Origin of the sequence: Bacillus sp. EB01, assembly GCF_000613125.1 — a bacterium.
Lineage (GTDB): Bacteria > Bacillota > Bacilli > Bacillales > Cytobacillaceae > Bacillus_D.
The window spans coordinates 2413440-2426271 of sequence record NZ_HG964497.1 but is presented as its reverse complement, the minus strand read 5'-3'; the positions used below and the strand labels follow the sequence as shown (position 1 = coordinate 2426271).

At 40.5% G+C, this 12832-nt stretch carries 13 protein-coding genes; all 13 read right to left on the bottom strand.

The genetic code is table 11. The features are described from left to right. Positions 1–465 (bottom strand): hypothetical protein (locus TY16_RS26560; RefSeq protein WP_052342681.1); only part of this gene is annotated, 465 nt, incomplete at its 3' end. 257 nt (positions 466–722) lie between these two features. Further along, positions 723–1460, bottom strand: coding sequence for a polysaccharide deacetylase family protein (locus TY16_RS11005; RefSeq protein ID WP_052342680.1), 738 nt, complete (start codon positions 1458–1460; stop codon positions 723–725). 109 nt (positions 1461–1569) lie between these two features. Next, positions 1570–2514 carry an ABC transporter permease gene (locus TY16_RS11000; protein ID WP_081772955.1) on the bottom strand — a complete coding sequence of 315 codons (945 nt, stop codon included), beginning with the start codon at positions 2512–2514 and terminating at the stop codon, positions 1570–1572. Then, a complete protein-coding gene (locus tag TY16_RS10995; RefSeq protein WP_043931968.1) occupies positions 2498–3451 on the bottom strand; it encodes an ABC transporter ATP-binding protein in 954 nt (317 codons plus the stop codon). The genes TY16_RS11000 and TY16_RS10995 overlap by 17 nt, the downstream gene beginning before the upstream one ends. Positions 3452–3639: 188 nt before the next feature. Further along, the gene (locus TY16_RS10990; RefSeq protein ID WP_043931966.1) at positions 3640–4368 is read right to left on the bottom strand and encodes a DUF3221 domain-containing protein; all 729 of its coding nucleotides are present in this window, start codon (positions 4366–4368) and stop codon (positions 3640–3642) included. An 81-nt stretch (positions 4369–4449) separates the two neighbouring features. Next, entirely contained in the window at positions 4450–4737 is a 288-nt protein-coding gene (locus TY16_RS27190) for a GNAT family N-acetyltransferase (protein WP_331281079.1), read from the bottom strand. Continuing rightward, positions 4623–4970, bottom strand: a complete 348-nt coding sequence (locus TY16_RS27185) for a GNAT family N-acetyltransferase (protein WP_331281086.1) — start codon at positions 4968–4970, stop codon at positions 4623–4625. The genes TY16_RS27190 and TY16_RS27185 overlap by 115 nt, the downstream gene beginning before the upstream one ends. 81 nt (positions 4971–5051) lie before the next feature. Beyond that, entirely contained in the window at positions 5052–5828 is a 777-nt protein-coding gene (locus tag TY16_RS10980) for an arylamine N-acetyltransferase family protein (RefSeq protein WP_043931964.1), read from the bottom strand. A gap of 504 nt (positions 5829–6332) precedes the next feature. Next, positions 6333–7508, bottom strand: a complete 1176-nt coding sequence (locus TY16_RS10975; protein ID WP_043931963.1) for a NupC/NupG family nucleoside CNT transporter — start codon at positions 7506–7508, stop codon at positions 6333–6335. Positions 7509–8197: 689 nt separating this feature from the next. Then, on the bottom strand, positions 8198–8821 hold the full coding sequence (locus TY16_RS10970; protein WP_043931961.1) for a trimeric intracellular cation channel family protein: 624 nt from the start codon (positions 8819–8821) through the stop codon (positions 8198–8200). 99 nt (positions 8822–8920) lie between these two features. Beyond that, the gene (locus tag TY16_RS10965) at positions 8921–10108 is read right to left on the bottom strand and encodes an amidohydrolase (protein ID WP_043931959.1); all 1188 of its coding nucleotides are present in this window, start codon (positions 10106–10108) and stop codon (positions 8921–8923) included. Between the two features lie 67 nt (positions 10109–10175). Further along, on the bottom strand, positions 10176–11576 hold the full coding sequence (locus TY16_RS10960; protein WP_043934657.1) for an MFS transporter: 1401 nt from the start codon (positions 11574–11576) through the stop codon (positions 10176–10178). A 585-nt stretch (positions 11577–12161) separates the two neighbouring features. Beyond that, on the bottom strand, positions 12162–12800 hold the full coding sequence (locus TY16_RS10955; protein WP_043931958.1) for an NAD(P)-dependent oxidoreductase: 639 nt from the start codon (positions 12798–12800) through the stop codon (positions 12162–12164). Positions 12801–12832: the final 32 nt, after the last annotated feature.

Genomic DNA, 12832 nt, shown 5'->3' with positions numbered 1-12832 from the left:
CCTGCCATATTTTTTATGCCAATCTTCTACCCACTTTAGATGATTACCCGGCCTTATTTCTTCTGCGGTTTTCCCGTTTAATGTGTATGGTGCCCCATTCAAATCATTGGTTTTAGAAGTTGGAAAAGACCATCCACCAATAACATTTCCGTCCCTTAACCAGACAGTTGCGTACGTTTTCCCCATATCGTATTCATTATCTAAATGATGGTTTTTAATGAAAAAAGACACAGTATCAATTCGTTTGTTTATATAATCATCTGGGTCCTTATCCTGAACCGCCCAAACCTGTTGAACAAAAATGCTTTTCATGTCAGACGTTGAGAAAGTATGCTCTCCGTCTTTATCATGTTCAATGACTTCATATCCACTGTCAGTTAAATAGTTCTTTGCAATTTTCGCATTTTCACTTAACTCTTCCTTTTCGGTGCAACCCGCTAAGAAACTCAATGTAAATAAAAACAATACCAAATAACTCCTCAGATTAATCACCCCTTTTTATATAAGACATTGTTAATTGTAAAAAAGTTACATTTTTTTACTAACCTCCTGTTTGTACAATAAGAAATTCAACAAAAAAGGTGCCTAATCCTTCATGGATCATCGCACCGGCAACTTTAAGTTATTCTTTTTCTAAACCTGATAAATGCCTATTTTTAATACTTGAGTCCTTTACTCATTATAGAGAGTTTTATGGCCAAGGGGACTTCAATAACTGTTTTTCAGTCGGTTCCCACAATTTTTGCAAACTCTTCAAGAGTCGTGGAGTATTTAACATAGGTTCTCGGCAGCAAATACAACTCATCTTTCCCGCCCTTTTCCACAAATGGACCAGGAGTTGTTGTTAATCCATACTTGTAGTACTTCTTCGTCTCCTGTACGACTTTGTTATTGAAATTTCCATATGGATACGCCAAAGCAGTCACGGGTTTTTTGGTGATGTTCTGGAGTTTGTCCCGGGAAGACTTTAATTCATAATCGATATTATTCATTTTCGTCAAATCAGGATGTGTAACCGTATGGGACTGGATGGAGATCATACCTGACTCCGACAGCATCTTTAACTCTGCGGCTGATAACCGATTTGAACGTCCGATAAAGTCGGATGGGATAAAAAAAGTGGCGGCTGGCGTAAATTTATTGTCCCTCAGCTTCTGGAAAATCGAATAAACAGTCAGATTGTTTTTATAACCATCATCAAAGGTAAGGAAAATTGGTTTATTTACTTTACCAATATCTTGCCACGGCTCAAAAGTTAATAAGGTAAAGCCATTTTCCTTTAAATAAATCATTTGCTTCTCAAAATTTTTCGGCGTGACATATAACTCCTTTGAGCCATGCCCTTTATATTCATCGATTGAATGATAAATTAATATTGGAACCTTTTGCTGAGCTGAAGTCTGTGTTGGAACCAACAAGAAAAGAAAACTTATCAAAAAAAGAAAGATACCCTTTTTCATTAAAACTCTCCTAATTTCGTTTCTTCTATTGTTCCTCAAACTTCCAAATATAACGCTAAAGCTCTAATAGAAAAAATGCAGCAATCCCACTGGATCACTGCACTCATTTTTATATACTAATGTCCCTTTTTTGGAAAATGCTAAATGTCAGTACCATGAAAATAATGTAGTACACCGACAACGTTAGAATTGATACTGGAAGAGTGACCCCTGACAGAATTTCGTCCTGAAGGGCATATACGGTTAGATCAAGGTGTGGGAAAATCAAATATTTAGCCCATGTGTATTTTTCTGCCAGGAATACAATCAGTCCGCCAAGCGTTGAAGACACAAACAAAACGAATATCCCTATTCCAACTGCTAATGCCTGGCTTTTGAACAAAGTGGAAAGCATGAATGAGATGGTGATGACAATTAAAAGACTTGGTAAGTAATAGAGTACCTTCAAGAAAAATTGTGGTCCTAGCTCAGCAATCTTTTGTCCTTCAAGAGTCATTTCAACAAATTTAGCACCGAAATCCCCACTTCCAAAGATAATCGTGCCAACCAGAAAACCTGAAACAATAAGTGTTGCCAACAATAGAATTGAATAGATGATTAACGAAATATATTTGGATAATAGAATCGCCCAGCGTCCATGCGGCCGGATAAGCAGCTGTTTGATCGTACCATCCGCGAATTCCGCTGATACACTGGCACTGCTTACAATAACCGCGAACAATGTGACCAGCATGGATACGCCAATCACTGTCTGATTCATAAAATGCCAATTGCTCATCGCGGTCGGATTGATGTTCTCATCAAGATAAGTCTGCTGACGTTCAAGCTCGACAGCAATCCATTCCTTATCTTCCGCAGGCGCCGCTTCTAAATCCTTTTGAAGCTGGCTGACAGTGGCCTGTGTTTCCCCGCGCCAATTTTCATTGGGTTCCCCGGTAAAATTATTCTGAAGAATTCCAGCCGCTATCACCGCGACGAGGATAATCAACATATAAATCCAGCTAGACTTTTTGCCGAATAGTTTCATTAATTCATTTTTAATTAGCAACAACACGTGACTGTACCTCCTGTTTTTCTTTGCCTGTCAATTCAAGGAACCGATCTTCTAGCGAAGTGGCAACAGGGCTAATCGCATATACACTGATTTGATTTTTTACCAATAATTGATTTGCTGTAGCAATACCTTCCCTATCAAGGCTTATCGTGAATAGGTCTTTGTTGATTGTCTTCAATTCGCTGCCAATGCTTTGTTCTTTAAGCACCTTCATGGCCAATTCAAGGTCGCTCACTTCAAATGAAACCGTCATGCTTTGGTCATCTTTATCATTTAATTGATTGATTGCAGAAATATGTATTAATTTGCCGCGCTCGATAATCGCAAATCGATCACACATTAGTTCCATTTCAGATAATAAATGCGAAGAAACGAGCACCGAAATGCCATCTTTTGCAAGGGTGCGCAAATAATCCCTGAATTCGCGGATTCCCTGAGGGTCGAGCCCGTTTGTAGGTTCATCCAAAATCAATAGGCTTGGAGAATGCAGCAAAGCTTGGGCGACTCCTAAACGCTGCCGCATGCCAAGAGAATAGGTTTTAACCTTCTGATGGATAGCATCTTCAAGACCAGCAACGCGGACTACCTCTTTAATTTGGTCGTCGGTGATTTTTTCCTTCGCCATATTTGCATAATGTTTCAAGTTTTTATAGCCACTTAAATATTTATAGAATTCCGGGTTTTCAACAATCGCACCCATTTCGCTCATTGATTCCTTAAACTGGGTATCCAGGTTAAATCCGTTTATTAAAACATTTCCTTTTGTGCGCCCAATCAGGCTAACGATCATTCGAATAATCGTCGTCTTGCCCGCTCCATTTGGCCCAAGCAGCCCGAAGATTTCCCCTTTTTCAACTGAGAAGCTAACATCGTCCACTATCAGCTTATTTTTAATTTTTTTGGTTAACGATTGCACTTCTAGTGCTTTTCCCGCCATTCTCTCTCCCTCTTTCTAAAAATAGTACCCTATTACCATTGTAAACCATTGGTAATCTATTCTTTATGTATTCACTGTAAAAATAATGTAAAGAATAATTGGCCCTTACTGTGTAATTTTACACCACTCCCCTATCTTTGTCACCATGATTTTCCAAATTTTCATTCAAAACCCCCTGCCCAGGTAGTTTATTTTTCCACCGGTATCCGTGTTTCTACTCCAGTTTGGGTAATTGCTACACTCTGGAATTTCTCCGCTAGCTCTTTTTCAACCTTAAATACAAATGTCCTTGGCGTTGCATCAGCAGTACAATTACCACCTGGTTCTACAAGAGTAACCTCGAATGATTTCTTATCGGCCGAGATGCCACTTTCCACATTCGTATAAGGACAACTTCCAGACTCCTGGACCCCAGTGAAAAGTACAACTTCTTCATCAAAATTAATCTCAGGAATGCCTGTTTCTAGACCATAAAGATGCCATAGATCTTTAAATTCAGAAGAGTTATCAGCCTTCTTCACTAAATATTGATGAAAAGGTGCGGTTTTTCGCTTGAATGCAAGTTCTGAAAAGCTGTCAGGCAATGTTTTTTCAGTGGCGATCAGATGATTTAGCTCTGATTGTGGTTGCGAGACAATCTCAATATTCAAAGCTGTAGCTTGCGCTGGATAGGATTCCCGTATCGCACCCTCGGTCCAAACGGCGATTTCCTGCCCCACTTGGAATCTCTCCAAGTTATTTGGGTTTTTCACTGAAACCCATACGAGCCCATTGGTTTCATCATCCATTAAGACCGCATTCCCTGTCTGATCTAATTCAGTAATTACGCCTTTTAAATCAAATGCCCCCTTTTCTTCCGAACCAGAAACATTGCAGCCAACTAGCATGAAACATAAGGCTATAATCAACCCTTTCAATAAGCTCCCCCTCCTGTAATCCCGTTCATTTTTAGAAAAAAAGCATGAATCCTTCTTGGATCCATGCAGGCAGAAAACGGTTCATCCTTCATTGCGTTCCAAATAAAAGTATAACTCATTTCCTTTTTTATACTTCTCATCCACTGAAAAACCTAACTTTTTCAGGAGTTGAATCGATCTCTGGTTATTTTCATCCACTGTCGCATCAATAACATCGAGTTCCATTTGCTGAAAGCCGAATGAAATAGCCTTTTTCATAGCCTCAACCATAAATCCATTTCCCCAATATCGTTTCGATAAGTCATAGCCAACTTCCGCTTTTGTAACTCCGCCTTGACCGCGCAAATAATGAAACCCAACAGTTCCAATAAAGCATTTACTGGCCTTTTCAAAAATCCCCCACCTGCATCCCGCGTCAAATGAAACTGGATAATTTCCTCGGCTTCTTTTAAGTCCTTGCAAGGCTCGATGTCCATGAATCTGGTAACATCCCTATCCGAAAAATGCTCAAAAACCGCACTGCAATCATCAAGTGTCAAAATTCTTAGGGCAAGCCTTTCCGTTTCCAGAGAAGGATAACCCACATCATTTTTTATAGCCAATTCTAAATCCCCTTTAGTAAAAATCTGTTTGTATTTACAGATTCAACATAATGTGAGGGTTTTCCTTCCCGTTTTCATTTCTCATAAATTGAAATAGTCCTTCGCGAGTTCCTTAAATTGCTCTTCAGTTATTTCCTTTTTCTGAACCTTCCCATCGTTCCATTCGGTGAACGTCCCTTCTGTCAACGTCACATTTCCCCTATCAGTAAGCCTGGTAACAAGCGGCTTTTTATTAAAAGCTGACGCCGGGTGTTCGACAATAACCTTCTGCACTTCATTCAAATCCCCAACATCCATCAGCCTCTCTCTTGTATTAAAGGCATAGCCAACCTTCCATTCCTGATCCTTATGTTTCAGCTTCATATAGAGAAGAAAATCACCAAACTCCGTTTCAGCACGTTCAACCCGAAATTCCCCAGTAATCGACGACACCGTCTCCCCGCTCAACGGAACAGGCTTTAGTGCCAGGTTCCCGCCAAAGCCTCCATCAACAAGGTATTCCTTCCCCTCATGAGCAAGCAGAATCCCCACATGCGTCATACCGGTACCGCTCCACCGCTGCCCGGAATGATTATACACAATCCCGCGAACCATCCAAACCTTAAAGCCATTTTCTTTTAAAAAAAGGAACAAAAGCGGATTAAGCTCATAACAAAGCCCGCCTTCGCTCAGCCCCAAAATCTTAGTGGCCAAATGTTCCTCCGTTAAATCCTTTGTCCGTCCTTCAACAATGTTCAAATTTTCAAAAGGAATGGTCGTTGCCATCCCCTTTAGAACCTTATCTAAATGTTCAAAAGTGATTTTTTCATCAAGCGGGAAGTTGATTCTTTTTCGAAAGAGAATGTTTACTCTATCCATAGTGCACCTTCCTAGCTGTTGTTAGTTTTGACTCTGGAAAAGTCCCAGCCTTTTTAATTGATTGTAACATGTTAACCATTCTTTAATAATTCCCACCATCTCCCCCCAAGGACACACGATTAATCCACTATCAGGATTCGTGGATTAATCTCCTTCCGATGACACACGATTAATCCACTAAAAGAGGTTTCGTGGATAAATCTCTTTCCAAGGACACACGATTAATGCACTAAAAGGGGATTCGGATGTGGTTAGCTATTTTTCCATCCCGAGTACGGCTGGGCTTCTTTACTGACGTTCTTTGGTCCCTAGCAAACGAGCCCTTGAATATAATAATTTGCCCCCTGCGCATTCTGAACACACAGCAAGCAAATGAAAACAGGAAAATTGATTTGTATACAACTTCTTAAATTTGTTCTACCTTTTTAGACGTCGCACCTTGGTTATTTTCAAAAATAAAAACAGCCCAATTCATAAAATTGGACTGCCGTTGTATTTCTTTGTTTATAAAAATAATCCGACCATGATTCCTGTCAGTACAGATCCCATAGTTGCAACGAACAGAACCTTTAATCCGACCTTTGCCAGCTGGGTTGCCTGCTTTTGGTCAATGGCTTGTACGGTTCCGAGGACGATTCCAATAGAAGAAAAGTTCGCAAAGGAAATCAAGAATGCCGAGACAATCCCGACAGTCTTTGGTGTCATGTCCGGAATGATTTTCTCGAAATCCAGCATAGCGACAAATTCATTGGCTGCAACCTTCGTTCCCATGATGGAACCAGCCTGGACAATTTCGGAAGTCGGGATTCCCATAATAAATGCGACAGGCGCAAATACGTAGCCGAGAAGCTCCTGAAAGTTAATCCCGATTATTGCATCCAGAACGTAGTTAACCATTGCAAGCAATCCTATATAAGTGAGAACCATTGCCCCAACAATCAAGGCAGTTTTCCCGCCAATCAACGCACCGTTGCCAATTGCTTCGAATAATGACTTTTCAGGAATCATTTCTTGTATATTAATTTCCTCATCTTCTTCTTTTGTAACGGGTGCAACGATTGATGAGAGAATCAAACCTGAAAAGATGTTAATCGGCAATGCGACCAGGACAAACTCAGGAGGTATCATTTGCATATACGCCCCGAGTATCGAGCAGGAAACGGCAACGAGTGATGATGTGACAACAATGAACAACCGGTTTGGCGAAAGCTTGTGCAAATAAGATTTTACTGATAATATCGCCGTTGTATCTCCAAAAACCATTGAATTTACCGCAACGAATGATTCTACCATTGGTAACCCGGTAATCTTCGACACTGCCCCACCGATATATTTTATTGCGTACGGCAGAATTTTCGTATAGGTCAAAATCGAAAGCAAGGCAGATACAAAGATGATCATCATGAGTACGTTGATAAAAAAGTACCCCTTTGTTGACAGATCTCCAAAAACAAAAGCAATTCCTTCATTTCCGAATGATAATACCCTGTTAAAGCCGTCGATAATTTTTTGCAAAACCTTTTTACCTATAGCTGTGTTAAGCATAAACCAGGCGATAAATAATTGCACAGCCAGCATAATGATAATCGCCCGATAATTAATGTTTTTCTTGTCATTTGACATCGCCCAGGCAATACCAATTAAAATCAGAATCCCTAATATCCCAATTAGAATGGACATATTCTTTTTGCCTCCAACCTATGTAGTTCAAATTTAAAGATATTTTATTTCCATTAGCTTCGCTTGTTTAGCATAACCCTTTAGTTGCAAACCAATTCAGTGGACGGACACATACGGATGGCGAGTATTTGTTAAACATTCTCTTATGGATATTTGATTTTAAACAGCTTAAAATGGGTCGGTTTCGGAAGTTTTTCCGTGAACTTAGATAGAAATCTATTGAGTGCCCAGCTTAATGTTCTTGACGACCACACGGGTAAAAAAAGTAGTGCGCGGTCGTCAATAGAGGTTCTTGACGACCCTGTAGGTAAAAATAAGTAATGCGCGGTCGTCAATAGAGGTTCTTGACGACCCTGCGGATAAAAAAATGTTGTGCCCGGTCGTCAATAGAGCTACTTGACGACCTTGTGAGTAAAAAATACTTTACAGGGTCGTCAATGATTTGCCGACCCTCTAAGATTGAAATAATGAAGTGTGCCATCCGACTCTGAGATAAAAATGGCAAAACCATGTACACATGATTCTGCCAAGTTAAAGTTTCATATAAATAAATGGATAGCAGGACATTTCCCAGATTTTTCAGGTCGTTTAACCAAATTAAACCCAAAGTAAACAGACGCAATAAACTAAATTATGTAAAAAAAGCGCTGCTCCTTAGTATCAGAAGAGCGCTAAAAAGAAATCCAAATTCAGCCACCCAAACTACTTTTATCATAAGGAACTGAGTGTGGCAGATTCCACTTAAAGCGGACTGACACTATTCTTAAAAAAACGATTGCGATAAAAAGGAATGCCGTAACATAGGGACCCCGCACCAGGTCTAAACCAATGAATAAACCAGCAAGCACAGCCCATAGAGCATATATCTCGGAATGAAAAATCATCGGTTTCCGTCCTGCAAAGACATCACGGACCATTCCGCCACCTGCCCCAGTTATCGTAGCTGCTATGATGACCGCAATAAGTGGCGCCCCGATTGAAGCAGCATAATTAGCTCCTTGAATCGCAAATGCCGCCAAACCAATTGCATCAAAGATTACAATCATCTTTTTGATATGATCCAGCCAACCATTGGGCAAGAGAAACACTATCGTAATAGCTAAAAAGGCAACTTGAAATAAACTGCCTTGATTCCAGGTATCTTCTATTGGAACCCCGATTAAAAGATTTCGAATGAGTCCTCCGCCAAATGCGGTTGTATACCCTAACACATAAATACCAACTATATCATAATCCTCTTCCCTCGCGATAAGAGCACCGCTTATGGCAAAAGCAAGAGTACCAATAATGTTAAGAATATCCCATGATGTCATGGCGAACCCTCCTCTCACTAATGGTTGTAAGTCTATACTATAACATCAAAAAGATGTGGCTATCTAGAGCCACATCTTACTACATGTACTAATCCTTTCCTACTCTAACCCGTAGAAGCCGCAAACAACAACTCCGACTGCCTTCGCTGCGACAAGTAGGGCATCCTCATCAATATCAAATTTGGGATTATGATTAAAATAAGGTTTTTCGACTCCTTTAGGTGTACATGCAATGAAAAAGAAGCAGGAAGGGAATTTTTCAGCATAATACGCAAAGTCCTCGGATGGCGGCATTGCTGGAAATTCTTTCACTTCTTTAATATCCTTGTCATTTGCATTCTGGAGGAATCCGGCAACCTTCGCTGTTAATTCTGGATCATTGTATAAAGGTGGATAATCATTTTCATAAGTCAAATCACAGGTTACGCCGAATTCTTCTTCAAGTCCCCTGACAAGACGCTTTACTTCTTTTTCAATGGTTTCCTTTGTTTCAACTGTCATATAACGGATATCGCCTTCAAGCTCGACGCTATCTTTAATGACATTGAATGTTCCTTTTCCATCAAAAGAACCTATCGTAATAACACCAATATCAAAAGGGCTTAAACGGCGGCTAATAATTGTTTGAGCGGCAGTAACAAAGTGCGCGCCAGCAACAATTGCATCATTCGCCAGATGCGGAGAGGAGCCATGCCCGCCCCTTCCGTTAATTTTCAACTTCATATAAGCCCTGCCGTTAAATGAATACCCGGCATGATAGCCAACAACACCTGCTGGCCCCATTGGAAGCAAGTGAATGCCGAATACATGATCCAGGTCGTCCAGTACACCTGACTCAACAATACTCTTTGCCCCGCCAGGAGGAACTTCTTCCGCATGCTGATGAATAATTTTAATCGTACCTGGAATTTCATCCTTTAATTGAATGAGGCAGTCCGCCAATACCAGCAAGTAAGCGGTATGGCCATCGTGGCCGCATGCATGCATGACGCCTTCAGTTTTGGATTTATAAGGTACATCCGTTTCTTCAACGATAGGCAGCGCATCGAAGTCAGCGCGCAGGCCAATGTTTTTTCCAGGCTTACCGCCCTTAATGGTGACGACTATCCCGTATCCATTACCAATATTCGATTGGACTTCTACGTCCTTGCCCTTATAAAAATCAAGGATATATTGAGCTGTTTTTACTTCTTTAAAAGAAAGCTCGGGATTTTCATGTAAATGCCTGCGTATCTCAATGATTTCATCCTCACGGGATTCCAGCATTTCCATTAGACGACTTTTCATGATGTTCTCATCCTTTCTCTATCTTTATAAACGCCACAAAATGTGACGTTTTTAATTGGAACAGCTATTATTCGGTAACAGGTTTCCGATTTCTTCCGGTTTGCGCTTTATTTGTATTATCAGACGTTTTACCTGCATCTGCAGGGACCAGGAAGATAATTGATATCAGAGAAAGTATACCGAATAAGACGTTTACGATAATCCCTGTTGTTGCAGCAGTTTCCAGGCTTCCATTCGCCGCAATTGCAGCGTATACAGCCGCGGAAATCGCGACACCGAACGCACTTCCAAGAGAGCTTGCCATCTTATATACCCCGGCTGCTTCACCGACTTTATCAGCTGGTGCGTTGGATACAGATGTATCTGTTGACGGAGTCGCATAAATGCCAAGTCCAAGCCCGAACAGCGCGAAACCGACGAAGACGACGATCGTATATGGAAGGTCAGGCAAGAACGTCAAGCCCATCATCGCCACACCGACTGTTGTAATGATGGTTCCCCAAATCATAGGTGATTTGGCGCCAACTTTTTGTAAAATTTTCTCCCCGACACGAATCATTGAAAGTACGGCAACTAAATAACCAAGTGACAGCATTCCTGACTGGAATGAATTAAATCCTCGGCCCATTTGAACATACGTATTGGCTACCACCAGTGTGCCGGCAATCGCATTCAGCAGGAAATTTGAAATCGTTGCACCAGTATATGGCATGTTTTTAAACACAGCAAAGTCGATTAATACGACATCTTTACTCTTTTCCACTTTAATAAATACAATCAAACCTACAATCGTGATGGCTAATAGTGCGAGTGTAGGCGGGCTTGTCCAACCCAAATCAGATCCGTAGTTAATAAATACATTCAACGCTAGCATGGTAATAATGAAAATAACTAAACCAGTATAATCAAATCTGAATTTCCCTGCAGATTCCTGTTTGCTCTCTGGCGTATCTTTTAGCAGGAACATACCAAGAATGGCGAAGACGATGGAAAAAATAAAAATCCATCTCCAGCCCAAATAGGTCGCGATAGCACCTCCGGCAAAAGAAGCAACACCAGAGCCGCCCCATGAACCGATTGACCAATAACTTAGTGCTCTCTGGCGATCTTTCCCCTCGAAATACGCTTTCATTAAAGCGATGGTAGAAGGCATAATAAACGCAGCTGAAAGACCCTGAATGATCCGTCCAATAATCAGTAATGCCGCACCCTGGGCAAACACTAGGCATAGAGAACCGATAATACTAAAAATAAAGCCGATATTGGCTATTTTTTTCCGGCCAATTTTATCAGCAAGCCCACCAGCGGCAACAATAAACATACCCGAGAACAATGCCGTCACACTGATCGCAATGTTAACTGTCTCAAGTGGAATTCCCAAATCTGACTGTACTGCCGGAACCACATTGACGATCGCTTGTGCAAACAGCCAGAATGTAATAACCCCAAACACAATTCCTGTAATCATTTTATCTGTGCCTTTATAACTTGTTTCCACGAAAAAACCTCCTGATGAGTCAAATAAAACCTTTGCAATATTGTTTGATAGTATTTCCGTCTTCCTGTTTAATCATTTACAAACATAAAAAATGAACAAAACAATTACCCACGAAAGGCGGAATATGTGTGAGTGCCTCCAGCTGGATAAACAGTATAACTGTCTGTGTACTTTATAATTTTATAACTTCCACCTCAATATAGTGAGTTGTTATTTGCTCATCTTCCGGTTATATTAAGTGATAAATTTTACCTGAAGTAATTTTAATCAAATAAAGCAGGTCAATATTTCACCACTTTGCTAAAAAAGGTTTATCAATAGCTGTGGTAGGCTAAATGATTATGATTAAGGTGGATATTCAGTCCTTTTTAGTTGGCCAGAGGGTAAATTTGTTTAACTTGAGGAGCATTTCGTGAGGCAGTTATAGTGGCAGGAAATGAAGAACCCGGCCTTCTCTTAGAAGAAGGCCGGATTAAATTATGTTTATTACGTATCATGAATTGACGCTTTTAAGAACAGACTTCCTTACCAGGATTTTGCCAAGTCCCTTTCGACTTACTCTGCTTCACCAACAACAGTAAATCGCTCATTTATGTGCTGTGGATCTTCAATTTCATCTAAAACTGCAATTGCGTAATCGGAATAGCTAATGTAACTTTCACCTTTAGAATTTACGAGTAGATGGTTTTTTCCCGACTTATAAGAACCAGTTCTTTTTCCATCTGGATCAAATACAGCAGAAGGACTAATAAATGTCCAAGTGATATCGGTTGTCGACTGCAATTCTTGTAAATTTCGGCCTTGCCCTTTTGCTGTTGGTTTAACGAAATCCGGAAACTCAGGTGTATCAATTAGCTGAACAGTTTTATTTTCATCGACATAAAGGCTCCCAGCACCCCCGACAATGATTGCTCTTGTATTTGTTCCTTTTAAGGCCTCAATTAAAGCATGGCCAGCATCAACATGTGCTTGCTCTTCACCAAGTGGAGCGCCGAATGCATTAACAACTACCTCGAATTGCCTCACATCATCTTGTGTAAGGTCAAAAATATTCTTTTCAATCACCCCAACATTCTTTTCTTTTAGTTTTGACTTATCCCTTACAATAGCAGTAACTTGATGTCCCCTACTAACGGCTTCTTTCAAAATAAGACTGCCTACTTTCCCGCTTGCACCAATAATTCCAATTTTCATTAAGGAACCTCCTAGAAGACAAAATTAAGTTG